This is a genomic window from Rhodoferax sediminis (assembly GCF_006970865.1).
Taxonomy (GTDB): Bacteria; Pseudomonadota; Gammaproteobacteria; order Burkholderiales; family Burkholderiaceae_C; genus Rhodoferax_A; species Rhodoferax_A sediminis.
Map to the genome: position 1 here is coordinate 2,971,254 of NZ_CP035503.1, position 24,698 is coordinate 2,995,951.

General features: G+C 67.4%; 24 protein-coding genes. 13 read left to right on the forward strand and 11 right to left on the reverse strand.

All coding sequences use genetic code 11. The features are described 5' to 3' along the window. The first annotated feature begins 26 nt into the window (after positions 1–26). The 5 genes from EUB48_RS21510 (at position 27) to EUB48_RS14385 (ending at position 3,171) form a co-directional block, all read left to right on the forward strand. Positions 27–812 (forward strand): type IIL restriction-modification enzyme MmeI, encoded by a 786-nt coding sequence (locus EUB48_RS21510; protein WP_338052397.1) that lies wholly within the window; start codon positions 27–29, stop codon positions 810–812. Between the two features lie 37 nt (positions 813–849). Beyond that, positions 850–1,146 (forward strand): type II toxin-antitoxin system RelE/ParE family toxin, encoded by a 297-nt coding sequence (locus tag EUB48_RS14370; protein ID WP_142819782.1) that lies wholly within the window; start codon positions 850–852, stop codon positions 1,144–1,146. 3 nt (positions 1,147–1,149) lie between these two features. Beyond that, positions 1,150–1,446, forward strand: a complete 297-nt coding sequence (locus EUB48_RS14375) for an addiction module antidote protein (RefSeq protein ID WP_142819784.1) — start codon at positions 1,150–1,152, stop codon at positions 1,444–1,446. Then, positions 1,443–2,270 (forward strand): proteasome-type protease, encoded by an 828-nt coding sequence (locus EUB48_RS14380; protein WP_142819786.1) that lies wholly within the window; start codon positions 1,443–1,445, stop codon positions 2,268–2,270. Before EUB48_RS14375 ends, EUB48_RS14380 begins: the two co-directional genes overlap by 4 nt. 82 nt (positions 2,271–2,352) lie before the next feature. Beyond that, positions 2,353–3,171 (forward strand): alpha/beta hydrolase, encoded by an 819-nt coding sequence (locus EUB48_RS14385; protein WP_142819788.1) that lies wholly within the window; start codon positions 2,353–2,355, stop codon positions 3,169–3,171. 4 nt (positions 3,172–3,175) lie between these two features. Here the strand turns inward: EUB48_RS14385 and EUB48_RS14390 are convergent, their stop codons facing one another. The 10 genes from EUB48_RS14390 to EUB48_RS14435 all read right to left on the reverse strand — a co-directional run bounded on the left by EUB48_RS14390 (position 3,176) and on the right by EUB48_RS14435 (position 16,294). Further along, positions 3,176–4,996, reverse strand: a complete 1,821-nt coding sequence (locus tag EUB48_RS14390) for an acyclic terpene utilization AtuA family protein (RefSeq protein WP_142819789.1) — start codon at positions 4,994–4,996, stop codon at positions 3,176–3,178. Positions 4,997–5,020: 24 nt separating this feature from the next. Continuing rightward, positions 5,021–5,800, reverse strand: coding sequence for an enoyl-CoA hydratase/isomerase family protein (locus tag EUB48_RS14395; RefSeq protein ID WP_142819790.1), 780 nt, complete (start codon positions 5,798–5,800; stop codon positions 5,021–5,023). 16 nt (positions 5,801–5,816) lie between these two features. After that, the gene (locus EUB48_RS14400) at positions 5,817–7,409 is read right to left on the reverse strand and encodes a class I adenylate-forming enzyme family protein (RefSeq protein WP_142819791.1); all 1,593 of its coding nucleotides are present in this window, start codon (positions 7,407–7,409) and stop codon (positions 5,817–5,819) included. 58 nt (positions 7,410–7,467) lie between these two features. Beyond that, on the reverse strand, positions 7,468–8,637 hold the full coding sequence (locus tag EUB48_RS14405) for an acyl-CoA dehydrogenase family protein (protein ID WP_142819792.1): 1,170 nt from the start codon (positions 8,635–8,637) through the stop codon (positions 7,468–7,470). Beyond that, positions 8,634–10,745, reverse strand: coding sequence for an acetyl/propionyl/methylcrotonyl-CoA carboxylase subunit alpha (locus EUB48_RS14410; protein WP_142819793.1), 2,112 nt, complete (start codon positions 10,743–10,745; stop codon positions 8,634–8,636). The genes EUB48_RS14405 and EUB48_RS14410 overlap by 4 nt, the downstream gene beginning before the upstream one ends. A gap of 12 nt (positions 10,746–10,757) precedes the next feature. Further along, positions 10,758–11,936 carry an acyl-CoA dehydrogenase family protein gene (locus EUB48_RS14415; RefSeq protein ID WP_142819794.1) on the reverse strand — a complete coding sequence of 393 codons (1,179 nt, stop codon included), beginning with the start codon at positions 11,934–11,936 and terminating at the stop codon, positions 10,758–10,760. A gap of 59 nt (positions 11,937–11,995) precedes the next feature. After that, on the reverse strand, positions 11,996–13,687 hold the full coding sequence (locus EUB48_RS14420; RefSeq protein ID WP_142819795.1) for an acyl-CoA carboxylase subunit beta: 1,692 nt from the start codon (positions 13,685–13,687) through the stop codon (positions 11,996–11,998). Next, positions 13,684–14,625, reverse strand: coding sequence for an SDR family oxidoreductase (locus EUB48_RS14425; protein WP_142819796.1), 942 nt, complete (start codon positions 14,623–14,625; stop codon positions 13,684–13,686). The genes EUB48_RS14420 and EUB48_RS14425 overlap by 4 nt, the downstream gene beginning before the upstream one ends. Next, positions 14,625–15,353 carry a TetR/AcrR family transcriptional regulator gene (locus EUB48_RS14430; protein ID WP_142819797.1) on the reverse strand — a complete coding sequence of 243 codons (729 nt, stop codon included), beginning with the start codon at positions 15,351–15,353 and terminating at the stop codon, positions 14,625–14,627. The genes EUB48_RS14425 and EUB48_RS14430 overlap by 1 nt, the downstream gene beginning before the upstream one ends. 116 nt (positions 15,354–15,469) lie before the next feature. Then, complete coding sequence (locus tag EUB48_RS14435) at positions 15,470–16,294, reverse strand: undecaprenyl-diphosphate phosphatase (RefSeq protein WP_142819798.1); 825 nt, start codon at positions 16,292–16,294, stop codon at positions 15,470–15,472. A 236-nt stretch (positions 16,295–16,530) separates the two neighbouring features. On the opposite strand from EUB48_RS14435, the gene EUB48_RS14440 reads away from it, so the two are divergent. From EUB48_RS14440 to EUB48_RS14470, 7 genes are all read left to right on the forward strand, one after another. Further along, on the forward strand, positions 16,531–17,058 hold the full coding sequence (locus EUB48_RS14440; RefSeq protein WP_142819799.1) for a DUF6622 family protein: 528 nt from the start codon (positions 16,531–16,533) through the stop codon (positions 17,056–17,058). An 86-nt stretch (positions 17,059–17,144) separates the two neighbouring features. Beyond that, positions 17,145–18,179: an alpha/beta hydrolase family protein gene (locus tag EUB48_RS14445; protein WP_142821301.1), complete on the forward strand. Its 1,035-nt coding sequence runs from the start codon at positions 17,145–17,147 to the stop codon at positions 18,177–18,179. Between the two features lie 52 nt (positions 18,180–18,231). Beyond that, positions 18,232–18,516: a 2TM domain-containing protein gene (locus EUB48_RS14450; RefSeq protein WP_244618205.1), complete on the forward strand. Its 285-nt coding sequence runs from the start codon at positions 18,232–18,234 to the stop codon at positions 18,514–18,516. Between the two features lie 8 nt (positions 18,517–18,524). Next, positions 18,525–19,652, forward strand: coding sequence for a sensor histidine kinase (locus EUB48_RS14455; protein ID WP_142819800.1), 1,128 nt, complete (start codon positions 18,525–18,527; stop codon positions 19,650–19,652). Positions 19,653–19,682: 30 nt separating this feature from the next. Next, complete coding sequence (locus EUB48_RS14460; RefSeq protein ID WP_142819801.1) at positions 19,683–20,642, forward strand: sterol desaturase family protein; 960 nt, start codon at positions 19,683–19,685, stop codon at positions 20,640–20,642. 19 nt (positions 20,643–20,661) lie between these two features. Continuing rightward, complete coding sequence (locus tag EUB48_RS14465) at positions 20,662–21,495, forward strand: LytR/AlgR family response regulator transcription factor (RefSeq protein WP_142819802.1); 834 nt, start codon at positions 20,662–20,664, stop codon at positions 21,493–21,495. A gap of 2 nt (positions 21,496–21,497) precedes the next feature. After that, positions 21,498–22,172, forward strand: coding sequence for a DUF924 family protein (locus EUB48_RS14470; protein ID WP_142819803.1), 675 nt, complete (start codon positions 21,498–21,500; stop codon positions 22,170–22,172). Positions 22,173–22,254: 82 nt separating this feature from the next. On the opposite strand, the gene EUB48_RS14475 is transcribed toward EUB48_RS14470, so the two are convergent. Then, complete coding sequence (locus tag EUB48_RS14475; RefSeq protein WP_142819804.1) at positions 22,255–22,635, reverse strand: hypothetical protein; 381 nt, start codon at positions 22,633–22,635, stop codon at positions 22,255–22,257. 173 nt (positions 22,636–22,808) lie between these two features. On the opposite strand from EUB48_RS14475, the gene EUB48_RS14480 reads away from it, so the two are divergent. After that, the gene (locus EUB48_RS14480; protein WP_142819805.1) at positions 22,809–24,614 is read left to right on the forward strand and encodes a glutamine--tRNA ligase/YqeY domain fusion protein; all 1,806 of its coding nucleotides are present in this window, start codon (positions 22,809–22,811) and stop codon (positions 24,612–24,614) included. Positions 24,615–24,698 lie beyond the last annotated feature (84 nt).

Sequence of the window (24,698 nt, forward strand, 5' to 3'; positions counted from 1 at the left end):
ATGACCCCGCAAGACTTCATCGCCAAATGGGGCGCGCCGGGCGGCGTGCCGGGCCCCGCCACTGCACTGTATTGGCGAGTCACGCCGTGCGTATCATCGCCCGCGCCGACGACGCCACCCTCGGCATCCTGCACAGCCGCTTCCACGAACTCTGGTCGCTGCGCATGGGCACTTCGCTCGAAGACCGGCCGCGCTACACCCCCACCACCTGCTTCGAAACCTTCCCCTTCCCCGCCGGCCTCACTCCCTTGGACACGGCCCACCAGCGCATCGAGTCCATCGAAGGCGGCGCGCTGATCCCCGCCGACCTCCCGATAAAGCACACCGAGGCGAGGATGGGGCGGATGTCGGGGGCGATTTTAAAAAGCGAAGCGTATGAGCCCCCGGCGTCCGCCCCATCCTCGCCGGACCATCGCCCACAAACCGCCGAGCACACTTCCCCGCGCACCGCAGCCATCGCCATCGCCCAGGCCGCCAAACGCCTCGCCGACCTGCGCGAGAACTGGCTCAACCCGCCCGAGTGGACGCAGCAGGTGCCCGAAGTCATCCCGCTGGGCCTGAGCACATCGCCCCACCCCGACCGCATCGAGCCGAAACCGGGCTTGAGTGACGCCGATCTCAAGGCGCTGCAAAAGCGCACCCTCACCAACCTCTACAACCAGCGCCCCGCCTGGCTCGCGATGGCGCACGCGCAGCTCGACGCGGCGGTCGCCGCCGCCTACGGCTGGAGCGACTACACGCCGGCCATGCCCGACGATGAAATCCTCAAGCGCCTGCTGGCACTGAACCTGGAGCGTGCCAAAGCGGCTTAGGTAATGGATAATTTGTAAACCATAGATTACAATACCAATGTTCGAGATCATCAAGACGGAAACCTTCGAGCACTGGCTGCTTGACCTGAAAGACCGGATGGCGCGTTTTCGAATTCAGGCTCGCGTTGACAGGTTGGCCAGCGGCAACACTGGAGATTTCAAGCCTTTGCGCAATGGCATTTCCGAGTTGCGCATTGACTTTGGCCCCGGCTACCGGGTGTATTTCATGCGCAGTGGCCCGCTGGTGATCGTGCTCCTGGCGGGCGGTGACAAGCGCACACAGGATGCTGACATCGAGCGCGCGATTGCAATGGCGAAAGACTGGAAGGCGTAAATCATGACTGAGAAATTCTCCCGCTGGGATAGCGCGGACTACCTCAAAACCGAAGAAGACATTGATTTGTATTTTGAAGCCTGTCTTGAGGAAGATCCCGGCGACGGTAGCCTGATCCGCAGCGCGCTGGGCGCCATTGCCCGCGCGCGCGGAATGAGCCAGCTGGCGCGGGACACGGGCCTTGCGCGCGAGGGCCTGTACAAGGCGTTGTCCCCCGAAGGCAACCCCGAGTTCTCCACGGTGATGCGGGTGATCAAGGCGCTGGGCCTGAAGCTCAGCGTGCAGGCGGAGCACGCATGACCTACTGCGTCGCCCTCAAGCTCAACGCCGGGCTGGTGTTTCTCTCGGACTCGCGCACCAACGCGGGGCTGGACCAGATTGGCACCTTTCGCAAGATGATCGTCTATGAGAAGCCGGGCGAGCGCTTCATGGTGCTGCTGTCGGCCGGCAACCTGAGCATTTCGCAGTCGGTGCGCGAGATTTTGCAGGTCGAGCAGATCAAGGAGCACGACACGGGCGAGCCGATCACGATCTGGAACGCCAAAAGCATGTTCGACGCGGTGCGCGTGCTCGGGGCCGCGGTGCGCCATGTGTACGAGCGCGACGGCGCCTCGCTGAAGAAGGCGGGCGTGGACTTCAATGTGTCGCTGATTTTTGGTGGCCAGATCAAGGGCGAGGGCATGCGGCTGTTCCAGGTGTATTCGCCCGGCAACTTCATCGAGGCCACGCCCGAGACGCCCTACTTCCAGGTGGGCGAGTCCAAGTACGGCAAACCGGTGCTGGACCGCGTGATCACGCCCGACACACCGCTGAACGAGGCCGCCAAGTGCGCGCTGGTGTCGATGGACTCCACGCTCAAGTCGAACCTGACGGTCGGCCTGCCGCTGGACCTGGTGGTGTACGAGGCGGACCGCTTCCAGACCGACAAGGTGGTCTGCATCGACGAGAACAACCCCTATTTCAGGATGATGCACGGCAGCTGGGGCCAGAAGCTGCGCGAGGTGTTCGACAGCATCGAAGACCCGATGTGGAACGGCGGCCACACTGACGTGCCCTTGATGGTGTCCTCCAGCCACGCCAAACCGCTCAAGAAGATCACCACGCCCGAAGAGAGGTTAATCTGAGACTTTGCGGGACAGACCTACGCTTCGCGAAGCGCGCAAGCTCTGTCCGCAACCGTTCAAGATCCCCGTTGATAAAAGCCCCATGCTGATCGTCTTCTCCCACGCCAACAGCTTCCCGGCCGGCACCTACGGCGTGCTGTTCAAGAGCCTGCGCGCACGCGGCTTCGTCGTGAAGGCGGTCGAGAAGTTCGGCCACGACCCGGCCTACCCGGTCAGCAACAACTGGCCGCATCTGGTGCAGCAGCTGGCCGACTTCGCGCAGCGCGAGGTGGACAAGGCGGGTGAGCCCGCGTTTCTGGTCGGGCATTCGCTCGGCGGCTTCCTGAGCCTGATGGCGGCGGCGCGCCATCCCGAACTGGCGCGCGGGGTGCTGTTGATCGACTCACCGATTCTGGGCGGCTGGCGCGCCAATACGCTGCGCGTGGTCAAACGCACGCAACTGGTGGAATCGGTCACGCCCGGCAAGGTCAGCCGCACGCGGCGCAACAGCTGGCCCGATGCCGAGACCGCACTGGAGCATTTCCGCCACAAGAAGTCCTTTGCGAAATGGGATGCCCAGGTGCTGCAGGACTACATTGCGCACGGCACGCACGAGGAGGACGGCAAGCGCGTGCTCAGCTTCGACCGCGCGGTCGAGACGGCGATCTACAACACCATGCCCGACCACCTCGACGGGCTCATCAAACGCCATCCGCTCAAGTGTCCCGTGGCCTACATCGGCGGGCGCCAGTCCGAGGAGATGAAGCAGGTTGGCATGAGCATGACCGAGCAGATCGTCGGTGCACAGGGCGACACGCCCGGGCGCATCATGATGCTCGACGGCAGCCATCTGTTTCCGATGGAAAAGCCACTGGCCAGCGCGGCGGCGATGGAAGCCGCGCTGCGCAACATGGCGCCCTAGTCTTTCAGGCTTCGGACAACAGCGGGATCGGCACCCGCACCGGCATCGAGAGCAGGATTTGCGCCATGCCCTTGCCCAGCGCGTCGTTGCGCATCGAGGCCATGCCGCCGCCGCCCAGTGCCCGGGTGCAGACGAAGTTGAACGCGTGAATGCCGGGCACCTCAAAGCGCGTCACCGTGCCCTTGACCAGGTGCGCCAGCCAGGCGGCCACCGCCGCTTCGGTGACCTGCGCGCGCAAGACCGGCAGAAAACGCGGCTCGCGCGCAATGATCCCGATGTTGGAGGTGTCGCCCTTGTCGCCGCTGCGCCCGAAGGCCAGGCGGATCAGCGGCACCGCGAGGGTGTCGCTGACGACGCCGTCCCCGCCCGTGGCTGCATCGGCGCAAGACGGCGCCGCCGGCACCACCGCAGCCGCGCCGGACTCACCAGGCGGCTGGGCCACCGCGATGACTTGGCCATCGATCGTGACCACGGGCGCGAGCTGTGCCTTGTCCAGCAAAAACGAATACTGCCGGATCGAGGGCGCTACAGAAGAACGTCCACCCGCGCCCGTGGTGCCGGGCGCCCAGGAGGTGCCGGCCGGCGCCACCTCGCGCGCGAACAATTCGAGCGCTTCCCGGCTGGCATGGGTGGCGGTGAGCCGCAGCACGGCTTCACGGGTGTGGAGCGCCGTGGCATGCGGCCCGTAGCAGGACTCTGCACCCAGCACTTCGATGTGGGTAGCGGTGTAGGGGCCGAGCCTGGCTTGGTCGAGCAGCGCCGTGGTGCGGTCGATGATGGCCGCGCCCGTGCGGCGCGCCTTGGCCACCGCGTCGAAGCCGACGATGGTGAGCTGCGCGGAGGTCTTGAAGCCCTGCACATGCGTGGCGCAGACCTTGTAGCTGGCCGACGGTGCCCGCCCGCGGGCGCCGCGCACCTCGACGCGGTGCTCGCCGGCCTGTTGCAGCGTGACCTGCGTGAAGTCGCAGATCACGTCGGGCAGGAGGTAGGCGGCGGGGTCGCCGATCTCGTACAGCATCTGCTCCGCGACCACGGCCGGCGTGACCTTGCCGCCGGTGCCCAGCGGCTTGGTCACCACGAAGCTCCCGTCGGCATGGCACTCGGCGATGGGGTAGCCCATGTTGGCCCAGCCGGGCACCGTGTCCCAGTCGGTGTGCAGGCCGCCTGTGGCCTGGCAGCCGCATTCGAGGATGTGGCCCGCGAGGCTGCCGCCCGCGAGCAGGTCATGGTCGCTGCTACCCCAGCCGAACTCGTGCATGAGCACGCCGAGCGTCACGGCCGAGTCCACGCAGCGGCCGGTGATGACCACCTGCGCGCCCGCGTCCAGCGCCGCCTTCACGGGCAATGCCCCGAGGTAGGCATTGGCCGTGAGCACCTTGTCGGGCAGCTTCGCGCCACTTTGCATTTCCTGCACCTGGCCCGACGCGCGCAGCGCCGGCAGCAGCGGCATCACGTCGTCGCCCGTGACCACGGCAATCTTCAGCTCAAGGCCCTGCTCTTTCGCCAGCGCTGCCAGCGCGGCGGCGCAACCCTCGGGGTTCACGCCGCCGGCGTTGCTGACCACGCGGATGCCCCTGGCCACCACGTCCCGGAGCACGGCCTTCATCGCCACGCCGACGAAGTCGGTGGCGTAACCCAGCTCGGGCTTTTTCAGGCGTGCACCGGCCAGAATCGACATGGTCAACTCCGCCAGGTAGTCAAACACCAGGTAGTCGACCTGGCCGCTGTCCACCAGTTGGGGCGCGGCGACGCTGCTGTCGCCCCAGAATCCCGACGCGCCGCCGATGCGCACCACCTTGCCGGCCCGTTTGCTGTCCTCAATCATTCGGTGTTCCTCGCCAAGCTGGGCTCAATGGCCGGTCCACTGCGGCTTGCGCTTTTCGCGGAAGGCCAGCTGGCCCTCGGCAGCGTCTTCGGTCAGTGCAAACAGGCCGATCTGGCTCTCGGTAAAGGCCATCGACTCCTCGAACGACATGGCCTCGATCTTCTTCATGGTGTACAGGCCCCGGCGAATCGCCGCGGGCGATTTGTCCAGCATGCGCTCCAGCAGCCATTGCAGCTTGCCGTCCAGGTCGTCGCTCACGTAGTTGACCAGCGAGTATTCGAGCGCCTGGGCCGCGGTCAGTGGCTCGCCGGTCAGGCACATCTCGGCCAGCACACGACGCGGAATCAGGTGGCCGAGCACACTCAGCACCTGCGCCGGAAACAGGCCGACCTTGACTTCGGGCAAGCCGAAGATGGCCTTGTCGCTGGCCACCACCATGTCGCACATGCCCATGACGCCCATGCCGCCGGCCATGCACGCGCCGTTGACGCGCGCGATGAGCGGCACGGTGGACTGCTTTGCCTGGCGGAACAGGTTGGCAAAGCCGACATGGGGCTCGGAATAGTCGAACTTGAACGACTGGCCGCTTTGCAGGTCCGCGCCGGCGCAGAAGGCTCGCGTGCCTGCGCCCGTGATCACGATGGCGCGTACCTCACGGTCTTTGTTCGCGCGTGCCAGCGCGTCGGACAGGCTAGAGAGCACACCCGCGCTGATCGCGTTGCGCCTGTCCTCGCGGTTGAGGGTCAGCCACATGACGGGGCCGCGCATTTCTTCAAGCAGTTCTGGTGGATTGTCCTGGCTCATGGTCTCTCCTTGTCTGTCAAAGGGCGCTGCCCGCGGCGCCGTCCCAGAACTGAGCATGCTCCTTGCGCAACAGGTTCTTCTGGATCTTGCCGGTGGCCGTGGCCGGCAGCGCGGCCACGAAGCGCACGGCCTTGGGCACTTCAAAACTGCCCAGGCGGGGGCGGCAGTGCTCGATGATGGCGGCCTCATCACAAACGGCACCCGGCTTGCGCACGACGAAGGCGCACACGGCCTCGCTCCAGTGCGGGTGCGGCAGCCCGAGCACGGCCACGGCGGCCACCTCCGGATGCGCCAGGATGACGGCCTCGACCTTGACGCTGGCGACGTTCTCGCCGCCGGTCTTGATCATGTCCTTCTTGCGGTCCAGGAACAGCATCTGGCCCCCAATGTCGAACATGCCCAGGTCGCCCGTGTGGTGCCAGCCGTATTTTTGTGCATCGGCAGTGGCCTGCGGGTCCTTGAAATAACCCAGCATCACGTTGGGGCCTCGGTGCACGATTTCGCCCACCTCGCCCGGTGGCAGCAGGCGGCCCGCGTCGTCCATGATGGCGGCTTCGCAGGCCACGCCGCAGATGCCCCAGTAGTTGGCGTCGCGCTGCGGGTTCTCCACCGGCCGGAAACTCAGGGTGGCCGGATACACCTCGGTCTGCCCCGTGGCCAGCATGATGTTGGCCGTCATTTTTTCGCAAATCTTCTGTATCAGCGGACGCGGCATCGGCGCCATGGCGTAGATGCACAGCCGCATGGCGCGATAGTCCGGCGTGGCATACGTGGTGTCGGCCAGCAGCGCCGCATACATCATGGGCAGCCCCACGAACATCGTCACTTTCTCTGTGGTGACCAGGCGTGCCACCTCGCCGGGCACGAACGCGCGGGCCAGAACGATGCTGGCGCCGACGGCGCAGGCACTGGCGGCCAGCACATGCTGCGCGCAATGGAACAGCGGCAGCAAGCCGGTCAGCACGTCGCCCGGCGTCATCGCGAAATCCGACAGGTTGCCCACGATGGCGCTGTAGGCCGAGGCGTGCGAATGCACCACGCCCTTGGGGTGCCCGGTGGTGCCGCTGGTGTACATGATGAGCGCGGGTTGGTGCCCGTCGATGTCGATCTCCGGCAGGCTGGTGGCGCGCCCCTGCAGCGCCTGCTGCAGCGCGGTGCCGCCGTGCACGGGTGCCGTCGCCATGGTCACGATGAGCGGCACGGCCAGCGCGTCCAGCACGCCCGCCATGCCCGGCTGCGCTCGAATGGCCTCGTCAACGACGACGCAGCTGACCTCGGCGTGGCGAAGGATGTAGTCGATCGCCTGCGGCTCCAGCTTGATGTTGACGGGCACCCAGACGTTGCCGGATTTGTGAACGCCATTGATCGCCACCAGCATGTCGGCCGAGTTGGCGCACAGCATGCCGATTTGCCGGCCGCTGCCCACGCTCTGCAGCAGGTGGTGCGCGAACTGGGAGCTGCGCGCGTCCAGCTCGGTGTAGGAGAGGCGCACGTCACCGTCCACGACGGCATTGCGTGCGCCGTATTTTTGCGCGGTGCGGTGCACCAGATCGCCCAAGGCGATGCGGCGGATGCGCCGGGCCTCGGCTGAAACGGGCATGTCGATCATTTTTTGCCTCCTCGGAGTCGAACAACGTGAAAAACAGACTTCATTGCGGCAGGGGCCATCACAGCCCCCACTGGCGCGCGGCCAGATCCTTCATGATGTCCTCGGCACCGCCGCCAATCATCATCACCTTGACCTCACGGTAAATGCGCTCGCTGACGGTGCCGCGCATGAAGCCCATGCCGCCGAGGATTTGCACCGCCTGGTCGGCGCAGAACTGCATGGTCTGCGTGGCGTGGTTCTTCAGCACGCAGACCTGCGCCACCCAGTCCGGACTGGCATCCCCCGCATCGGCGCGCGCAGCCAGCGCCTCGACCCACGCGGCCGTGGAATGGATGCGCATTTGCATGTCCACCAGTTTGTGGCGCACCGCCTGGTGGCCCACCAGCGCAGAGCCAAAGGTCTTGCGCTGGCGCGCCCAGGCAAGCGCCTCGTCATAGCAGGCCCGGCTGAAGCCCAGCGCGGCGGCGGCCATGCCGAAGCGCTCGCCGTTGAAGTTGCTCATGATGATGCGAAAGCCCGCGCCCTCCTCGCCCAGCAGGTAGCGCGCCGGCACGCGCACGCCATCGAAGCGCAGGTGCGCGGTGTCGGAGCACAGCCAGCCCATCTTGTCCAAGCGGGTGCGCGACAGGCCGCTGCTGGTGCCGGGCACGAGCAGCATCGAGATGCCCGAGGCGCCCTTCGCTTGTGCTTCGTTGGTGCGCACGGCCACGGTGATCCAGTCGGCGCGCATGCCCGACGTGATGAAGACCTTTTCACCATCGATCACGTAGTCGTCGCCATCGCGCCGCGCGCGGGTAGCAAGCGCCGCCACGTCGGAGCCGCCGCCGGGCTCGGTGATGGCCAGCGCGGCAATCTGCTCGCCCGCCAGTACCGGCGGAATCACCTCGCGCCGCACCGCCTCGCTGCCATACGCCAGCACCGGCGGCAGGCCGATGTTGTGCGACAGCAGGCTGGCCAGCACGCCGCCGCTGGCACCAATGTGGCACAGCGCCACCCACAGGTCCATGCGCAGGGCATAGGGCGCGGGCGTGCCGCCATAGGCCTCAGGGTAGCCCAGCCCGAGCAGGCCCAGTTCGCCCGCGCGGCGGTACAGGCTGCGCGGGAATTCGCCGGCCTCGTCCCATGCCGTGACATGAGGCGCGATCTCCTTGCGGGCAAAGCGCTCGACCGTGTCGGTCAGTGCCGCGCGGTCGGCCTGCAGTTCACTGGATATTGCCGATTGCGTCATGCGCGTGTCTCCCCGCTGGCGGCCGGCATGAGTGCCGCAAACCGCACCAGCACCTGGCCGGGCGCGACCTGCTGGCCGGGGCTGACCAGCACCTCGGCCACAGTGGCGGCGGCCGTGCCGGCCAGGCTGTGCTCCAGCTTCATCGATTCGATCACCACGGCCGTGTCGCCCGCGGCCAGCGCCCGGCCCACCACGGCGGCCACGTTCACCACGCGGCCGTTGAAGGGTGCGCGCAGCTCGGTGGCGCCCGTGCCCGCACCGGCACGCGCAGCGGGCAGCAGCGAGACATCGTCCAGCCACCAGTCCACCGCGCCCGCCTGCAGGTGCCAGCGTTGGCCCCCCGCGTGAGCGACTTGCACGCGCTGCGCCACGCCGCCTTGCACGCACTGCACGGCGCCATCCGGCAAGGCCGTGATCTGCAATGGCTGAGCGGCTGGCGTACGACTGCCGGCAGGCTGCACCTGCCAACGGCCGGCGCCCAGCGCCTGCACGGCCAGCGACATGGTGGTGTCGCGATGCCGCAGGCGCAGCGGGCGCGGGAAAGAACAGGGCAAGCCCAGATCAGTCCAGTTTTGAGTCAAAACTGCCGCTAGCCCATACTGGCTGTGCGCCAGTAGCTCCTTTTTCAATAGCACATCGCGCACCGCATCGGCCTCGCCGGCCAGGAAGGAGATCAGCGCCTGCCCCGCGCGGAACTGCGGATGCGCCAGGCACTCGGCCAGAAAGGCGCGATTCGTCGGCAGGCCCAGCAACTCGGTCTGTCCCAGCGCCTGCACCAGCGCGTCGATGGCGGCCTCGCGCGTGGCGGCGTGAGCTATGAGCTTGCCCAGCATGGCGTCGTAGTGCGGCGTGACCTCGGAGCCGCGCTCGATCGCGTGGTCGAAACGCAGCGTGGGGCGTGCACTGGCATTCAAAGGTGCCACCGCAAACGCGCTGGTGAATTCGGTCGATAAGGGCGCGGCAAAGTGCAGCACGCGCCCCGTGTGCGGCGTGAATCGCTCGTCCTCGGCGCACAGGCGCACCTCGATCGCGTGGCCCTGCAGCCGCACCTCGTGCTGCGCCAGCGGCAGCGGCTCGCCGCGCGCCACGCGGATCTGCCACTCGACCAGGTCCAGTCCCGTGAGCGCTTCGGTCACCGGGTGCTCGACCTGCAGCCGGGTGTTCATCTCCATCAAAAAAAATTGGGCCCCCACGCTTGCCACTGCGTGTGCTGCGCTGCCCCCCGAGGGGGCGTGTTTCGCCTTGGGGCGGCCCGGCGGCGAAACGTCTTCCCCCTCCAGCAGGAACTCCACCGTGCCCGCGCCCACGTAGCCGGCGCCTTGGGCCAGCGCCACGGCGCAGGCGCCCATGCGCTCGCGCAGGGCGGCGTCCACGGCCGGGCTGGGGCTTTCCTCGATGATTTTCTGATGGCGCCGCTGCACGGAGCAGTCGCGCTCGCCCAGATGAATGCAATGGCCGTGCGTATCGGCAAACACCTGCACCTCGACATGGCGCGGATGCAAGAGAGCGCGCTCGATCAGCAGTTCGCCATTGCCAAAGCCGGCCAGCGCCTCGGAGCGCGCGCTGGCCAGCGCGGCGGGCAACTGCGCGGCCTCCGATACCTGCCGCATGCCGCGCCCGCCGCCACCCGCCACGGCCTTGACCATGACGGGGTAGCCGACGCGCTCAGCCTCGGCGGCAAAACGTCCGTCGCTCTGGTCCTCGCCCGCATAGCCCGGCAGGCACGGCACGCCCTGCGCCGCGGCCAGCGCCTTGGCCGCCGACTTGCTGCCCAGCGCACGGATGGCGGCGGGCGGCGGGCCGATCCAGCACAGGCCGGCATCCTGCACGGCCTGGGCAAAGCGGGCGTCCTCGCTCAGAAAGCCGTAGCCGGGGTGGATGGCGTCGGCGCCTGTCGCGCGCGCGGCCTCCAGCAGCCGCTCCACGCGCAGATAACTCTCGGCCGACGTGGTGCCGCCCAGCGCAAAGGCCAGCGTGGCCTCGCGCACATGCAGCGCAGTCGCATCAGGGTCGGCATACACGGCCACGGTCTCGATGCCCATGGCATGCGCCGTGCGGATGACGCGCCTTGCAATCTCCCCGCGATTGGCGATCAGGATTCTTTTCATGCGCGCGCTCGATCAGGCGCCGCGCCGTTTCGCGATGCCCATGGTCTTGGCGATGATGCCCATCATGACCTCGTCGGCACCGCCGCCGATGGAGCCCAGGCGGCCGTCGCGGAACAGGCGCGAGGCGCGGTTCTCCCAGGTAAAGCCCATGCCGCCCCAGAACTGCAGGCAGGTGTCGGCGACGGTGCGGTTCAGGCGCCCGGCCTTTAGCTTGGCCATGCTGGCCAGCTGCAGCACGTCCTGGCCCTGCACGTACAGGTCGCAGGCGCTCCATGTCAGCGCGCGCAGCGCCTCCACCTCGGTCTGCAACTCGGCCAGCTTGAACTGCACCCATTGCTGGTCGGCCAGCGTGGCGCCGAACATCTTGCGCTCCTGCGCCCATTCGATCGTGGCGCGGATGCACTGGTCCAGCGACACCAGGCAGCTCGCGCCCGCCCACAGGCGCTCCTCCTGGAACTGCTGCATCTGGTAGATGAAGCCCTGGCCTTCCTGGCCGATCAGGTTGCGCTGGGGCACGCGCACCTCGTCGAAGTAGATCAACCCGGTGTCGCTGCTGTTCATGCCGATCTTGCGGATCTTCTGCGCCACTTCAATACCTTTGGTGAGCTTGCCGTTCGGGCCGTCGCGCATCGGCACCATCACCAGGCTCTTGTTCTTGTGCGCGGGGCCGTCGCTGGTGTTGACCAGCATGCACATCCAGTCGGCCTGCAGGCTGTTGGTGATCCACATCTTCTGGCCGCTGATGACGTAGTCGTCGCCGTCCTTGCGCGCCACGCTTTTGATCGCGGCCACATCGCTGCCCGCGCCCGGCTCGGAGACGCCAATGCAGCCCACCATGTCACCAGCAATGGCCGGCGCCAGGAACTCGCGGCGCAACTCGTCGCTGCCAAAGCGCGCCAGCGCAGGCGTGCACATGTCGGTCTGCACGCCAATCGCCATGGGCACGCCGCCGCAGGTGGTGTGGCCCAGCGCCTCGGCCATGGTCAGGCCGTAGGAGTAGTCGAGCCCGGCGCCGCCAAAGGCCTCGGGCTTGGTCAGGCCCAGCATGCCCAGATCGCCCAGCTTCTTGAAGACCTCGTGCGCGGGGAAGATACCGGCCTCTTCCCATTCGTCCACATGGGGGTTGATTTCCTGCTCGATGAAGCGCTGCAGGGTTTTCTGGATTTCGCGGTGTTCGTGCGTGAATTGCATCGTGGGTCTCCGGGGTGGATGGGGCTGGAATCGGGAACTGAATGGGGATCGGGCGACGGCTACATCCTCGCCACGCCAAACTGCATCGGGCGCAGGGTGCGGGCCTCGGCCTCGGCGCACATGTCCAGGCACTGGCGCAGCACGTCGCGCGTGTCGCGCGGGTCGATCACGCCGTCGTCCAGCAGCAGGCCGCTCGTGGTGGCCACATCGGCCTGGGCCTCGAACATCTGCACGATGCGCTCAAACTGCGCCCGGGATTTCTCGGGATCGGGCGCCAGGCCTTTGCGCTTCAGGGCCGCGTCATTCACGATCTGCATGGTGCGCGCGGCCTGCTCGGCGCCCATGACGGACGTGCGCGCGCTGGGCCAGCTGAACAAAAAGCGCGGCGCATAACCACGCCCGCACATGCCGTAGTTGCCGGCACCGAAACTGGCGCCGCACTGGATGGTGATCTGCGGCACGGTGGCATTGGTCACGGCCTGGATCATCTTGCTGCCGTGCTTGATCATGCCGCCCTGCTCGGCGTCCTTGCCGACCATGTAGCCGGTGGTGTTCTGCAGGTAGATGATCGGCTGGCCGCGCTGGCACATCCACTGGATGAAATGCGTGGCCTTGTTGGCGCCGGCCACGTCGATCGGCCCGTTGTTGCTGATGAAGCCCACCGCGTGGCCCGCCACGCGGGCCTGCACGCACAGCGTTTGCGCGCCGTACATCGGCTTGAATTCGAGCAGGTCCGAGTCATCGACCAGGCGCGCGATGACCTCGCGCATGTCGACCGGCTCGCGGTGGTGCGCAGGCATCAGGGTGAGCAGCTCATCGGCATCGAAGCGCGGCGGTAAACCTCCCAACCCTGTCATTCCCGCGCGGCCTGCCCTCGACTCCGATCGGGGGGCGGGAATCCAGTCCTCGCCATCGCTGGATTCCCGCCTGCGCGGGAATGACGAATCAAGAGATTTCGCAACAACTTCACGCGCTGTTCCCAACGCCTGCCGGTCATCCTCCGCCAGGTATTCGCCCAGGCCCGAGAGGGTCGTGTGCATCTCGGCGCCGCCCAACTCTTCCTCGGTCGCCACCTCACCGGTGGCGGCCATGAGCAGCGGCGGCCCCGCCAGGAAGGCGCGCGAGCGGCCGCGCACCATGATGACCACGTCCGACAGCCCCGGCATGTAGGCGCCGCCCGCCGTGCCCGAACCGTGCTGCACCGTGATCACCGGAATGCCCGCGGCGGACAGGCGCGCGAGGTTGCGAAACAGCGCCCCGCCGTGCACGAATCCCTCGACGCGGTAGCGCATCAGGTTCGCGCCCGCACTCTCCACCAGATGGATGAAGGGCAGCTTGTTTTGCAGAGCGATCTCCTGCACGCGCAGGATCTTGTCCAGGCCCATGGGCTGGATCGCGCCTGCTTCGATACCCGAATCACTCGCCACGACCATGCAGCGCACGCCGCTCACGAAGCCGATGCCCGCGAGCACACCGCCGCCCGGCACCGACAGCGCCGGGTCCTTGTGGTCGTGCAGAAAGCCCGCCAGGGAACACAGCGGCAGCCATGGGCTGCCCGGGTCGAGCAGCAGGGCCACGCGCTCGCGCGGCAGCAACTGGCCGCGCTTGTCGAACACGGGTTTTGATTTGGCCGAGGCGTGGGCGGCGCGCTCTTCGAGTGCGCGCAGCGCGCCCAGCCGTTCCAGCATGGCGGCGCGGCGCTGCTGCGCGACGCTCGACTGCGGGTTCCAGCGCGATTCGAAAGCGCTCATGCTTTGCCTCCAACCGCAGCCGCTGCGTGGCTCGATGCGGCGCCTGGCGCCGCAGGCGCATCCTGGAACACGCGCGGCACTTCGGCGCGGTGAAAGCCGCCGAATTCGCGGATCGCCGGGCGCTGGCGCGCCTCGCTGTCCGGCAGCGCGAAGGGCCAGCCCATGCGCACCTGCGGCCGCGCCCCGTCCACGCGCAGCGTGTCCCCGCTGATGAAGCTGGCCGCGGGGCTCAGCAAAAAGACGATGGCTGCCGACACCTCGGCCTCGTTGCCGAAGCGCCCCAGCGGCACGGTCTTGCGCATCTCGCGCAGCATGGCCGCTGCCTCGGGCGGGTAGTGGTCCATGCCGCTGGAGGCGATGTAGCCCGGCGCCACCGCGTTCACACGCACGCCGCTGCGCGCCCATTCCAGCGCCGCCGTCTCCGTCAGGCTCACCATGCCGGCGCGCGCGGCGCCGCTGTGACCCATGCCGGGCATGGAGCCCCAGATGTCGGCCACGATATTCACGATGGCCCCGCCATGCGCGGCCATGGCCTGGCGGTAGCACTCGCGCGCCATCAGGAAGCCGCCCGTGAGGTTGGTGTTGAGCACCGCCTCCCAGCCCTTGGCCGAGATGGCTTCGAGCGGCGTCATGTACTGCCCGCCCGCGTTGTTGACCAGGCCGTCGATGCGGCCCTGCGCGGCCACAACGGCTTGCACCAGCGCCACCACGCCATCTTCGCGGCGAATGTCGCAGCGGTGCCAGCTGGCCTGGGCGCCGTCGCCGGTAATCTCGTCCTGCACGGCCTGCAGTTTGTCGGTGTTGCGCCCGACCAGCACCACGTGGGCGCCCAGGCGCGCCAGCTCGTGCGCCGTGCAGCGGCCAATGCCCGAGCCGCCGCCCGTGACCACGATGACCTGCCCGGCAAACAGCCCGGGCGCAAAGATGGATTGGTACATCAAGCTTCTCCTGTGAACAGCGCCAGGGCCTGCGCCGTCAACCCATCGAGCGACTGCGAACCCCGCGGCGAAAACCACTGAACCGACCAGTTCAGCGCGCCAAAGATGAACAGCCGTGCGGTACGTGGATCGGCCTTGAGGGCGCCGGCCTCGTGCAGCGCCCGCAGCGTGGGCATCCACTGCGCCTCGTAGGCGCCCGTCAGTTCGGAGATGCCCTCGCGCTGCGCGTCATTGAGCGAGCGCCATTCGTACAGCATCACGGGAATGAAATCGCTGCCGGGGCCGAGCAGCACCTCGAAGTGGTTGCGGATCAGCGCGCGCAGCCGCTCGCGCGGCGCGGCATCGGCCGGTACGCGATCGAGCGCCGCCTGCTGACTCTGGGCGGCCTGCGCCATGCCCTCCTGCATCACCACATACAAGAGCGCGTTCTTGCTCTCGAAATGGTAGAAGGGCGAGCCGCCGCGCATGCCGGCCGCGGCCGCGATGTCGCGCGTGCTGGCGGCCGCGAAACCCTTGGTGCGGAACAGCCGCGCCGCGCCCTCGATGACCAGGCGGCGGCGATTGCCTTCGTCCAGTTCCGAGTCGAGCTTGCGCGGCCGGCCGCGGGGCCGGCCGGGTAGCGTCGCTGCGGAGCGACGCCCGCGCGGGCCTGGTGGGGGCGAAGGGGAAATACCGGGAGCCGTCGCACCGGCATCGACGGTCGCTGAAGCGGGCGAGGGTTTTGACATGCCCGCAAAGATAGCAGAGATATTTATTTATAGCAAGCGGTTGCTTTGTATAAATATGTACTTCTCCATATGCCACCCGCCTCACCGCCGCGGCGGGCGGCCACCCCCCTAAATGGTCAGGCCGACCAGTTCACCAGGCCGCTCCACGCCGTGGCCAGCACCACCAGGCCAAACGCAATGCGGTACCAGGCAAAGCCGACGAAGGTGTGGGTCGCGATGTAGCGCAGGAGCCAGCGGATGCACAGCCAGGCGGCGATGAACGACACCACCAGGCCCACCGCGAACAGGGGGATGTCTGCCACCGACAGCAGCGCGCGCTCCTTGTACAGGCTGTACGCGCCGGCGCCGATCAGCGTCGGGATCGCCAGGTAGAACGAAAACTCCGTGGCCGCCCTGCGCGACAGGCCCAGCAGCATGCCGCCGATGATGGTGGCGCCGCTGCGGCTGGTGCCGGGAATCATGCCCAGGCACTGCACGAAACCGACCTTGAGGGCGTCCAGCGCGCTCATGTCGTCGACGCTCTGGATGCGCGGCACGGGTTTGGCAACCTTCTCCACCCACAGGATGATCAGCGCGCCGACGATGAAGGCGCCGGCCACCACGCCGGGATTGAACAAATGGGCCTTGATGGTCTTGTACGCCAGCAAGCCGATGACGGCGGCCGGCAGAAAGCCGATCAGCACATTCAGCGCAAAGCGCTGCGCCTGGCGCTGGCTGGGCAGGCCCACCAGGGTCTGCCGGATCTTTTGCCAGTAGTAAATGATCACCGCGAAGATGGCGCCGGTCTGGATCGCGATGTCGAACACCTTGGCCCTGTCGTCGTCGAAGCCCAAGAGGGTGCCCGTGACGATCAGGTGACCGGTTGACGACACCGGCAAAAACTCCGTCAGGCCTTCCACCACGCCCATGACGGCGGCCTTCATCAGCAAAACAATATCCACGCATGCTCCTATCAACAGAGCCGCGATTATCGCCGTGCCGTCAGGCCCCCCGGCGGCGCGCATGGCAGGTGTGGCACGCCTTTCACGCCGGAGCCCTGCATTTCGCGCCGCCGGCGCTGCCATTCGTCGCAAACCGGTGGTGCGCCCGCCCAAGCCCCGGCACAGTTCACCCCACTGACCGATCACGCCAGCGACGACATGTTTTTCAACTCGCCACCCTCTTGAAGGAGATCACCATGCTTTTCCAAATCATCATCCACACCCCGGCCTGGGTCTGGGGCCTGCTGCTGGCGCTCGCTTGGCTCGGCGCCAGTCAACTGTTCACGCGCAGCGTGCCATTGCGCCGCGCCACCGTACTGCCGCTGGCCATGGTCGCCCTGTCGCTGTATGGCGCGATTTCGGCGTTCGGCGCCGCGCCGCAAGCCGTGCTCGCCTGGCTGGTGGCCGGCGCATTGGCCGCGTGGCTGGTACTGCAGCGCCCGCTACCGGCCCGCACACGCTTTGATGCCGCCACGCGCCGCTTCACCGTGCCCGGCAGCGGGGTGCCGCTGGCGCTCATGATGGGCATCTTCCTGACCAAGTACTTCGTCGGCGTGACGCTGGCCATGCAGCCGGCACTGGCCCACGACGCAGGCTTCACCCTGGCCTTTGGTACGCTGTACGGCGCCTTCAGCGGCGTGTTTGCCGCCCGCGGCGCCCGGCTGTGGCGCCTGGCGCTGCAGCACGAGCGCAGCACACTGTCCGCCACGACCCTCAACGCCTGAGAGGAGACGCCATGAATGCGCTGACCACACTGCGAGACCCGGGCCGCCCATGGCCGAACCGGCTCGCAATGCTCCTGCGGGGCGCCATGTCACCTGGCCCGGTCGCGCGCTACCTGCTCATCTGCGCCCTGGCGCTGCTGGCGGCGGCCGCCCAGGCCAGCGTCGGGTGGACGCAAATCGCGGGCTCGGGCAGCGACGGCCCAATCACCGTGTTCTACCCCTCCAGCAGCACGGCCGCGCCCGTCAAGCAGGGCCCGTACACACTCGACGTCGCCGCGCAAGGCCGGCCAGTACGTGGCAACGGCCGGCTGATCGTGATGTCGCACGGCTCGGGCGGCTCGCCCATCGTCCACAGCGACCTGGCGCGGGGTCTGGTCGAGGCCGGCTTCGTGGTCGCCCTGCCCGAGCACCGGGGCGATAACTGGCACGACATGTCCATGGTCGGCCCGAAGAGCTGGAAGCTGCGGCCGGTCGAGATCTCGCACGCCATCGACGCGGTGCTGCACGACGCGCGCTTTGCGCCGCTGGTGGCGGGGAGCCGCGTGGGCATGTTCGGCATGTCGGCCGGCGGCCACACGGCACTCGTCATGGCGGGCGGGCGCTGGTCGCCTTCGCTGCTGCTCAAGCATTGCGAGTCGGACCTGGCGCAGGACTTCCAGAGCTGCGTGGGCCTGGCCAGCGAGTTGCGCGGCAACCTGTTCGACGGCATCAAGAAAACCGTAGCCCTGGCCGTGATCCGCCACAAGCTGGACGACAACACCTGGTACAGCCACGACGACCCGCGCGTCAAGGCCGTGGTGGCCGAGGTGCCGTTCGCGGCGGACTTCGACATGCAATCACTAGCTGCGCCGCGCGTGCCGCTGGGCCTGGTGCGTGCGGGCCAGGATCATTGGCTGGTGCCGCGCTTTCACATCGACGCGGTGCGCTCGGCCTGCACCTCCTGCGAGATGGTGGCCGACCTGCCGAACGCGGGCCACGGCTCGCTCCTGTCACCCCAGCCGGTGGGTTTGACGGGCCTGGCGGCCCAGTTGCTAGGCGACCCGCCGGGCTTTGACCGCCGCCAGGTGCCCGCGGCACACGCGCAGATCGTGCAGTTCTTTCGCCAACACCTGCTGCCGTAAAGGGCTGCCCTAGAATGAGTTTTCCTGCCATGAACACCCCCCCAACACCCCCTTGAGCCCCGACGAGATCGAGCGGCTTGCCACCCGGCGCGCCAGGGCCAAGCTCGGCTGGTACATGCACGCGGCCGTGTATCTGGTCGTGAATACGTTTTTGTTTCTGATGTCCACTTACGGCTTGCGCGAGCGCCACTGGGCCATCTACCCGGCGCTGGGCTGGGGCGTGGGTTTGGCGCTGCACTGGGTCTCTGTGTTCTTGCTCGGCAACGGCAGCGGCCTGCGCGAGAGCATGGTGCAAAAAGAACGCGAGCGCCTGCAACGCCGGCGCGACGGCTTCTGAGGCGGCCCATGCAGCTCGCCTCCCCGGGAACGCTCGCGGCCCGCCGGATCGACGGCATTGCGCTGCTGCGCCACTACCTGCAGACGCTGGCCTTTTGCCTGGCGATTTCGGCCCTCCAGTATTTCGCCTCGCCCGACAAGCCGTACGAAGTGCCGCTGGTGTATTCGCTGTGCATCGGCTCGGTCACCTGGGCCCTGATCGATCTGGGCCGCCACCTGTTCAACCCCAACCCCGAGACGGGCTGGCCCCACGGCTGGGGCGGAATCGCGCTGGCAACGCTCGGCGTTCTGGGCGGTTACTTCATCGGCACCTATGCGGCCGACGCCTGGTTCGGCTGGTCGTCGTGGCAGCAAAGCGTCGCCCAGCAGCGCGTTTCCTGGCTGATCACGCTGGCGGCCGGCGTGGTCATCAGCTACTACTTCTACACCCAGGGCAAGAGCCGCCACCTGCAAGGCCGGATGCAGCAGGTCCAGCGCCAGGCCACAGAGGCGCGGCTCAAGCTGCTGGAGACCCAGCTCGAGCCGCACATGCTGTTCAACACGCTGGCGAACCTGCGCGTGCTGATCGGCAGCGACCCGGCCCGGGCGCAGGCCATGCTCGACCACCTGATCGACTACCTGCGCGCCACGCTGGGGGCCTCGCGCGCGAGCGAGCACGCGCTGCAGACCGAGTTTGAGCGCCTGCGCGACTACCTGGCGCTGATGGCCGTGCGCATGGGCGCGCGCCTGCAGTACACGCTGGACCTGCCGCCCGAGCTGGCGAGTCACCCGGTGCCCACACTGCTGCTGCAGCCGCTGGTGGAAAACAGCATCCGCCACGGACTGGAGCCCAAGGTGGAGGGTGGCAGCGTCAGGGTCAGCGCGCGCCGCGAGGGCGACTGGCTGATGCTGGAAGTGACCGACACCGGCGTCGGTATCCAGCCCGGAATGGAAGGCCTGCCTGCGGCGCCCACGACAGCCGGCGGCTTTGGCGTGGCCCAGGTGCGCGAGCGCTTGGCCACCGCCTACGGCAACCAATGCACTATTGAATTGATAGCTCCAAATGAAGGCGGGACAAGGGCTACACTGCGATTTCCTTACAAAAACCCGGCAACAACCCCAGTGCGCACCGATGCGCTACAAAATTCATCGCCCTGACGATCGAATTTTCATGAAGAATCTGCTGCCATGGCTGTGCTCATCCTGATCCTGAAAATCTCCGTGCTCGTGGTGCTGGCCGCCTCGCTCGCCGAGGCGCTGGTGCTGTCGTGGCGCCATGCACACCGTGGCGGCGCGGCCTACGACTGGAAGGCGGCCGGCGTCTCGGTGGTCGACTTCCTGGTACGCGAATACCCGCTGCGCTGGCTGCTGCCCGCCACCGCCTTCTACCTCGGCGCGATGGACTGGCTCTGGCAGCACCGTCTGTTCACGCTGCCGATGGACGACTGGCGCGGCTGGACCGCGTGCTTCGTCGGACAGGAGTTCTGCTACTACGGGTACCACCGCGCGGCGCACCGGGTGCGCTGGTTCTGGTGCACGCATTCCATCCACCATTCGTCGAACCAGCTCAACCTGTCGGCCGCCTACCGCTTCGGCTGGACCGGCCGGCTCACCGGCACGCTGGCGTTCTTCATGCTGGCGCCGCTGCTGGGCATGCCGCCGCGCGTGATCCTGCTGATGCTCACGCTGAATCTGCTGTACCAGTTCTGGATCCACGCCACCTGGATTCCGCGCCTCGGTCCACTGGAATGGGTGCTGAACACGCCCTCGGCGCACCGCGTGCATCACGCGTCCAACCTCGAGTACCTCGACGGCAACTACGGCGGCGTGCTGATCGTGTTCGACCGCCTGTTCGGCACCTACATCCGCGAGCGCGCCGAGGTCCCCTGCCGCTACGGGCTGGTCACCCCGGTGGTCGGCCACAACCTGCTGCGCATCGAATTCGCGCCGTGGATCGCGCTGTGGCGCGACCTGCGCGCGGCCCGCTCGCTGCGCGCCGTGGGGGGCCATCTGTTCAAGCCGCCGGGCTGGCGTGCTGGAGGGCCGGGCGAGACCACCGAGGAACTGCGCGCACGCGCGGCCGTTGCGTCGCCGACCGCAGGCTCCGACCACGCGGTGGGATTGCCGCTGCGCACGCCGATGGCTTGATGCACCAGGCTGCGCCCGAATGCACCCGCTGCCCCCGACCGCCCTGATTGCCGAAGACGAGCCGCTGCTGGCGCAGGCGCTGCAGGCCGAGCTGGCGCGCGCGTGGCCCGAGCTGCGCGTGCTGGCCAGCGTGGGCGATGGCGCCAGCGCCGTGCAGCAGGCCCTGCAGCTGCGGCCCGACGTGCTGTTTTTCGACGTGCGCATGCCGGGCCGGAGCGGCCTGGAAGCCGCCGCCGAGCTGGCCGACGAATGGCCGGCGTCCACGCCGTTTCCCGCCCTGGTGTTCGTGACCGCCTACGACCAGTACGCGGTGCAGGCCTTCGAGGCGCAGGCGGTCGACTATCTGCTCAAGCCGGTGCAAACCGCGCGCCTGCAAAAAACGGTGTCAAAAGTGCAGCAAGCCCTTGCCCAGCGTGCACAGTCTGCTACCAATCTGGAAGCAAGCCTGGCCACCACGTTGAGCCAGTTGCGCCACTTGATGGACGCCACCGGCGCGCCGCCCGCCGCTAGCGCCGGTCCGCTCAAGGTGATCCAGGCCAGCGTGGGCAGTCAGATCCGCCTGGTGCCGATCGACGAGGTGATCTACTTCGAGGCGGCCGACAAATACGTGCGCGTGCTCACATCCGGCCCCGATGGCGGCCACGAGTACCTGATCCGCACCCCGCTCAAGGAGCTGCTGCCGCAACTCGACGCGCACACCTTCTGGCAGGTGCACCGCGGCACCGTGGTGCGCGCCGATGCCATCGACAGCGTGACGCGCGACGAGGCCGGCAAGCTGCACCTGACGCTGCGCGGGCGCGCCGACAAGCTGCCGGTGAGCCGGCTCTATGCCCATTTGTTCAAGGCGATGTAAGCATGCCCCTGCCCACCCAATCACCCGACGACCTCGCCGCGCCCGCCCATGCCGCGGCCATTCTCGACTTCTGGTTTGCCGACGGCCTGGCGCTGGGCTGGCCCAGCCGCGACCTGAGCGTGCAGTGGTTCGGCACGGACGCGGCACTGGACCGGCAAATCGACCAGCAATTCGGCCCGTGGGTGCGGCTGGCGCAGGCTGGCGGCCTGCAAGACTGGGAGCAGGACGCCGCGCCCGGCGCCACGCCCGCCGGCATCCCGGGGGGCACGCGGCTGGCGCTGATCCTCCTGCTCGACCAGCTCAGCCGCAACATGTTCCGCGGCACGGCCCAGGCCTTTGCCGGCGACGCGCGCGCGCAGCGACTGGTCAGCAACGCGCTGGCGCAAGGCCTGGATGCGCGCCTGCCATGGATCGCGCGCGTGTTTTTGTATATGCCGCTGATGCACGCCGAGCACCTGGCGCTGCAGGACGAATGCGTGCGCCGCTTCAGCGCGCTGGCGGCCCAGGTGCCCGCCGCGCTGCAGGCCCGCATCGCGAGCCACCTGGACTTTGCGCGCCAGCACCGCGACATCATCATCCGGTTTGGCCGCTTCCCCTACCGCAACGCGGCACTGGGGCGCGCCAACACGGCGCAGGAGCAGAAGTTCCTGAAGAAAGGCCCGCGCTTCGGGCAATAGGCGGGTCGGCTCACCGCCCCACGACAAAAGGCCTGCAGACGGATCGTCTGCAGGCCTTAATCACAACGGGCTGATGAATGAATTAGCGATCGCGGTCCCAGTGGCCACGGTCATGGTCGCGGCCATGGTGCTCGCGCCATTCCCCGCGACCGCGCCACCCTTGGCCGTAGTAGCCGGGGCGAACCCAGCCGGCGCGATAAACCGGATAAGGTGCAACCACCACCGGCGGCGCATAGGCGGGCCGCTCGTAATACGCCTGCGGCTGCACGTAAACGGGGGCCGGCTGGTAATACACGGGCGGGGGCGCCACATACACCGGTGCGGGGAACCCGAGGGCGATGCCCGGCAGGCCGATGCCCACGGACACGTCGACATGCGCCTGGGCAGCGCTGGTGGCGCCGAGTGCAGCCACGGCGAGCACGGCCGCCGCGGCGGTGGCGTAAACAGAACGGTTGTTTTTCATCGTTATCTCCTGAAGAGGGCGCAAACTGCCCTTGCCTTTATTTAAACGCACCAGCGCCCATCCCGACTACCGACTGCACAGTGAAGATCATTGCCAGACGTAACAAACACGGCGGATAAGCGCTGTAACAGGCACAACGGTTACAAATCGACCGGCCCGCCTAGAATCAGGACATGAGTTCTCCTGACGCCAACACCCCCGCAACGGCCTCCGCCAAACCCAGCAACTTCCTGCGCCAGATCATCGAGCACGACCTCGCCGAAGGGACCTACACCGCCCGCCGCTGGGGCGGCAGCCCCGGCGACGCGGCGCACCACGCCGCCGGCGCTAGCGACCCGGCCAAAATCCGCACGCGCTTTCCGCCCGAGCCCAACGGCTACCTGCACATCGGCCATGCCAAAAGCATCTGTCTGAACTTCGGCCTGGCGCGCGACTACGGCGGCGTGTGCCACCTGCGCTTTGACGACACGAATCCCGAGAAGGAAGACCAGGAATACGTCAACGCCATCATCGACACCGTGCACTGGCTCGGCTTCGACTGGAAGGCCAGCTTCAATGGCGTGAGCAGCACCTGCCTGTACCAGGCCAGCGACTACTTCGACTTCATGTACCGCGCGGCCGAATACCTGATCCAGGCCGGCCACGCCTACGTGGACGAACAGTCCGCCGAGGCCATGCGGATCAACCGCGGCGACTTCGGCGCGCCCGGTGTGGACAGCCCGTTCCGCAGCCGCACGCCGGCCGAGAACCTGGCGCGTTTCCGCGAAATGCGCGACGGCCGGCACGAAGACGGCGCCATGGTGCTGCGCGCCAAGATCGACATGGCCTCGCCCAACATCAACCTGCGCGACCCCGCCATCTACCGCATCCGCCGCGCCACGCACCACAACACCGGCGACAAATGGTGCATCTACCCGATGTACACCTTTGCGCACCCGATCGAGGACGCGCTGGAGAACATCACGCACAGCCTGTGCACGCTCGAATTTGAAGACCAGCGCCCGTTCTACGACTGGCTGCTGGACCGCCTGTGCGAAGGCGGCCTGCTGCAGGCGCCGCACCCGCACCAGTACGAATTTGCGCGCCTGAACCTGACCTACGTGGTCACCAGCAAACGCAAGCTCGCCGCACTGGTGTACGACCACAAGGTGAATGGCTGGGACGACCCGCGCATGCCCACCATCGTTGGCCTGCGCCGGCGCGGCTACACCCCCGAAGCCATTCAACTGTTTGCCGAGCGCATCGGCGTGACCAAGAGCGACAGCTGGATCGACTACAGCACGCTGGAAGGCTGCCTGCGCGAAACGCTGGACGTGTCCGCGCCGCGCGCCATGGCCGTGCTCGACCCCGTCAAGCTGGTGCTCACCAACTGGGATGCCGTGATGGGCGCGGGCGCGCTCGACGAATGCTCCGCCCCCGTGCACCCGCACTTGCCCGCGCTGGGCCGCCGCAGCTTCAAGATCGGCAAGGAAGTGTGGATCGACCGCAGCGACTTTGAAGAAACCCCGCCCAAGGGGTTCTTTCGCCTGTTCCCCGGCAACAAGGTGCGCCTGAAATACGGCCACGTGATCGAGTGCACCGGCTGCGTCAAGGACGCCGCAGGCAAGGTGCTGGAGGTGCACGCCACACTGGTGCCCGACACCAAGAGTGGCACCCCCGGCTCCGACACCGTCAAGGTCAAGGGCGTCATCACCTGGGTCGCCGTGGCCGACGGCATCCCCGCCGAAGTGCGCCTGTACGACCGCCTGTTTCTTGATGCCCAACCCGACGCCGGCGGCAAGGAGTTTCTGGCCAGCCTGAACCCGAACAGCTTGAAAGTGATCCAGGCCGTGGTGGAGCCGTCACTGGCCAGCGCCAAAGCGGATGACAAGTTTCAGTTTGAGCGGCATGGGTACTTTGTGGCGGATCGGGTGGATCACACGGGGGGGAAACCGGTGTTTAACCTGGCGGTGGGGTTGAAGGATAGTTGGGGAAAGTGAAATGACTCACTCCAAAATAGCCCGCCCAGTAAAAAATAGTGCATCAAGCCGCTCCACAACAACGCAAAACAAGATTAATCAAGC

Excerpts from the sequence above, each read along its gene's own strand:
- EUB48_RS21510 (WP_338052397.1), top strand. The coding sequence starts at position 27 with ATGGGGCGCGCCGGGCGGCGTGCCGGGCCCCGCCACTGCACTGTATTG.
- EUB48_RS14370 (WP_142819782.1), top strand. The coding sequence starts at position 850 with ATGTTCGAGATCATCAAGACGGAAACCTTCGAGCACTGGCTGCTTGAC.
- EUB48_RS14375 (WP_142819784.1), top strand. The coding sequence starts at position 1,150 with ATGACTGAGAAATTCTCCCGCTGGGATAGCGCGGACTACCTCAAAACC.
- EUB48_RS14380 (WP_142819786.1), top strand. The coding sequence starts at position 1,443 with ATGACCTACTGCGTCGCCCTCAAGCTCAACGCCGGGCTGGTGTTTCTC.
- EUB48_RS14385 (WP_142819788.1), top strand. The coding sequence starts at position 2,353 with ATGCTGATCGTCTTCTCCCACGCCAACAGCTTCCCGGCCGGCACCTAC.
- EUB48_RS14390 (WP_142819789.1), bottom strand. The coding sequence starts at position 4,996 with ATGATTGAGGACAGCAAACGGGCCGGCAAGGTGGTGCGCATCGGCGGC.
- EUB48_RS14395 (WP_142819790.1), bottom strand. The coding sequence starts at position 5,800 with ATGAGCCAGGACAATCCACCAGAACTGCTTGAAGAAATGCGCGGCCCC.
- EUB48_RS14400 (WP_142819791.1), bottom strand. The coding sequence starts at position 7,409 with ATGATCGACATGCCCGTTTCAGCCGAGGCCCGGCGCATCCGCCGCATC.
- EUB48_RS14405 (WP_142819792.1), bottom strand. The coding sequence starts at position 8,637 with ATGACGCAATCGGCAATATCCAGTGAACTGCAGGCCGACCGCGCGGCA.
- EUB48_RS14410 (WP_142819793.1), bottom strand. The coding sequence starts at position 10,745 with ATGAAAAGAATCCTGATCGCCAATCGCGGGGAGATTGCAAGGCGCGTC.
- EUB48_RS14415 (WP_142819794.1), bottom strand. The coding sequence starts at position 11,936 with ATGCAATTCACGCACGAACACCGCGAAATCCAGAAAACCCTGCAGCGC.
- EUB48_RS14420 (WP_142819795.1), bottom strand. The coding sequence starts at position 13,687 with ATGAGCGCTTTCGAATCGCGCTGGAACCCGCAGTCGAGCGTCGCGCAG.
- EUB48_RS14425 (WP_142819796.1), bottom strand. The coding sequence starts at position 14,625 with ATGTACCAATCCATCTTTGCGCCCGGGCTGTTTGCCGGGCAGGTCATC.
- EUB48_RS14430 (WP_142819797.1), bottom strand. The coding sequence starts at position 15,353 with ATGTCAAAACCCTCGCCCGCTTCAGCGACCGTCGATGCCGGTGCGACG.
- EUB48_RS14440 (WP_142819799.1), top strand. The coding sequence starts at position 16,531 with ATGCTTTTCCAAATCATCATCCACACCCCGGCCTGGGTCTGGGGCCTG.
- EUB48_RS14445 (WP_142821301.1), top strand. The coding sequence starts at position 17,145 with ATGTCACCTGGCCCGGTCGCGCGCTACCTGCTCATCTGCGCCCTGGCG.
- EUB48_RS14455 (WP_142819800.1), top strand. The coding sequence starts at position 18,525 with ATGCAGCTCGCCTCCCCGGGAACGCTCGCGGCCCGCCGGATCGACGGC.
- EUB48_RS14460 (WP_142819801.1), top strand. The coding sequence starts at position 19,683 with ATGGCTGTGCTCATCCTGATCCTGAAAATCTCCGTGCTCGTGGTGCTG.
- EUB48_RS14465 (WP_142819802.1), top strand. The coding sequence starts at position 20,662 with ATGCACCCGCTGCCCCCGACCGCCCTGATTGCCGAAGACGAGCCGCTG.
- EUB48_RS14470 (WP_142819803.1), top strand. The coding sequence starts at position 21,498 with ATGCCCCTGCCCACCCAATCACCCGACGACCTCGCCGCGCCCGCCCAT.
- EUB48_RS14475 (WP_142819804.1), bottom strand. The coding sequence starts at position 22,635 with ATGAAAAACAACCGTTCTGTTTACGCCACCGCCGCGGCGGCCGTGCTC.
- EUB48_RS14480 (WP_142819805.1), top strand. The coding sequence starts at position 22,809 with ATGAGTTCTCCTGACGCCAACACCCCCGCAACGGCCTCCGCCAAACCC.